The sequence below is a fragment of the Paraburkholderia haematera genome (assembly GCF_905220975.1).
GTDB classification, from domain to species: Bacteria; Pseudomonadota; Gammaproteobacteria; order Burkholderiales; family Burkholderiaceae; genus Paraburkholderia; species Paraburkholderia haematera.
In genome coordinates this window covers 1-739 of record NZ_CAJNBK010000072.1, presented here as the reverse complement: position 1 = coordinate 739, position 739 = coordinate 1, and the positions used below count along the sequence as shown (strand labels likewise).

At 55.6% G+C, this 739-nt stretch carries 1 protein-coding gene and 3 tRNA genes; all 4 read left to right on the top strand.

From position 1 onward, the window contains the following. Positions 1-210 precede the first annotated feature (210 nt). Positions 211-296: transfer RNA gene (locus KHO23_RS34900), tRNA-Tyr, on the top strand. 41 nt (positions 297-337) lie between these two features. After that, a tRNA-Gly gene (locus tag KHO23_RS34895) sits at positions 338-411 on the top strand. A 16-nt stretch (positions 412-427) separates the two neighbouring features. Beyond that, positions 428-502 (top strand) — tRNA-Thr (locus KHO23_RS34890). 63 nt (positions 503-565) lie between these two features. After that, positions 566-739: GTP-binding protein (locus KHO23_RS34885; RefSeq protein WP_236067099.1), on the top strand; the 174-nt coding region annotated here is incomplete at its 3' end.

Here is a 739-nt window from a genome sequence, read left to right as displayed (position 1 = left end):
ACTCCACGCCGATGATAGTGCGGATTCCCGTGTGAAAGTAGGTAATCGTCAGGCTCCCTAGCAGCAGACAGAAACCCCACCCCGAAAAGGTGGGGTTTCTGCGTTTACGGCGGCGTTGAACTTGCTATATAAGTGAGAGCTATGAGTTTGGGACGGCCAAGCAAGCCTTGACAGCAAGCGGTTGTTCCCTCATAATCATCAGTTCTCTGCGGAGGGGTGCCCGAGTGGCTAAAGGGGGCAGACTGTAAATCTGTTGGCTTACGCCTACGTTGGTTCGAATCCAACCTCCTCCACCAGAATGCAAGCTGTAGCAGTAGTTGGGAATCCATGGATCCTTGCGGGTGTAGCTCAATGGTAGAGCAGAAGCCTTCCAAGCTTACGACGAGGGTTCGATTCCCTTCACCCGCTCCAGTAACAACGAAGTAGCGCCCATGTGGCTCAGTGGTAGAGCACTCCCTTGGTAAGGGAGAGGTCGGCAGTTCGATCCTGCCCATGGGCACCAGAAGTACTCGGTGATTGTTTGCGCGCGGCGCAACGTACGGATAAATCCTCTTAGGAGTCGAAAATGGCCAAGGGTAAGTTTGAGCGGACCAAGCCGCACGTGAACGTCGGCACGATCGGTCACGTTGACCACGGCAAGACCACGCTGACGGCAGCGATCACGACGGTGCTGACCAAGAAGTTTGGCGGCGAAGCGAAGGCATACGACCAGATCGACGCGGCGCCGGAAGAAAAGGCA